The sequence below is a fragment of the Globicatella sanguinis NBRC 15551 genome (genome assembly GCF_001552295.1).
GTDB classification, from domain to species: Bacteria; Bacillota; Bacilli; order Lactobacillales; family Aerococcaceae; genus Globicatella; species Globicatella sanguinis.
Genome location: NZ_BCQX01000225.1, coordinates 1 through 1201 on the forward strand (window position 1 = coordinate 1; position 1201 = coordinate 1201).

The 1201-nt window shown below is 41.5% G+C and carries 1 protein-coding gene; it reads right to left on the reverse strand.

The genetic code is table 11. The features are described from left to right. The coding region (tnpC, locus tag GSA01S_RS10240; protein WP_157064835.1) for an IS66 family transposase at positions 1 to 1201 on the reverse strand (1201 nt) is incomplete at both ends.

Sequence of the window (1201 nt, forward strand, 5' to 3'; positions counted from 1 at the left end):
CGTTGGACTAATTCACTCCATGGCAAATAAGCCTCTAAGACCTCATTTTTTTCAAAAATCGGTTCATTCGGTAAGTGGGTCAGTAAATAATTGATATATTTTTCTGAATCAAGCCCATGTCGTTTCGCTGTTTCAATTATTGTTAGAATGACAGCGTTCGTTTGAGCCCCTTCAAAACTCTTGGAGAACAACCAGTTCTTTCGACCAATCACCAAGTTCTTTATCGCTCGCTCCGCTAAGTTATTCGATAAGACTAAATGACCATCTTCCAATACGGTTTTAAAAGTATTTTCATAATTTAATGCATATTGGATGGCTTTACCGAGCTTGAAACCTGGTAATACTTCTTGGGTGCGACACCAATCGAAGAAAGCTTCCATAACAGGGCGTAACTCTGACTGTCGTTTGACAAGTCGTTCTTCTGGTGTGAGTTCTGCCCATGCTTCTTCTAAGCGGAATAGCTGATTACAATAGTCTAAACCAACTGCTCCCAAACTCTCTTTCGACTGCTTGGGTGTCGCTTCGTAGAATTTTCGTCGCACATGGGCCCAACAGCCGACTAATTTCGCATTCTCGAGTTGACGATAAGCCGCATGCATATCACAATGAACATACCCCGAGTAGTCACCTAAGAGTTCTTTTATCACCTGTCCACTCCGCTTAGCATCATGATGGTAGAGTGTGATGCCTCTTTTTGCGTCTTTACCAGAAGCAACGACCCAATAATAAGTTTGATTCGTTTTACTCTCTAAGACTCGATACGGTGTTTCATCCGCATGTAGATGCGTTTGCGATAACAGCTCTTGTGTCAACCGTCGATAAAGGGGTAGAAAATATTGTTCACTCACTTTCATCTGCCAGTGAGTCAATTCTTTTCGGGTGATGGGAAGGGATAACTTCACCCAATCTGTTTCTTGTCGATAATTAGGGACTTTTAAATTGTATTTTAGATGAATGGAATGCGCAATAATCGAAGCGGAGCCTAAACTATGGTTCAAAGGAGCCTTCGGTACCGTGGATTTAATAATGACATCTTGATCCTTCAATTGACTACAATGCTCGCATTTATAAGCATGTTGAATATGATCCACCCGTTTTATTTGTGCAGGGATAAAGACTAATTCCTGACGGTAACAGTGCGAACCGATTTCTTTTAAATGATGTTGACAATCTGGGCAGTGGCAAGCTTCCCCTTCAAGAG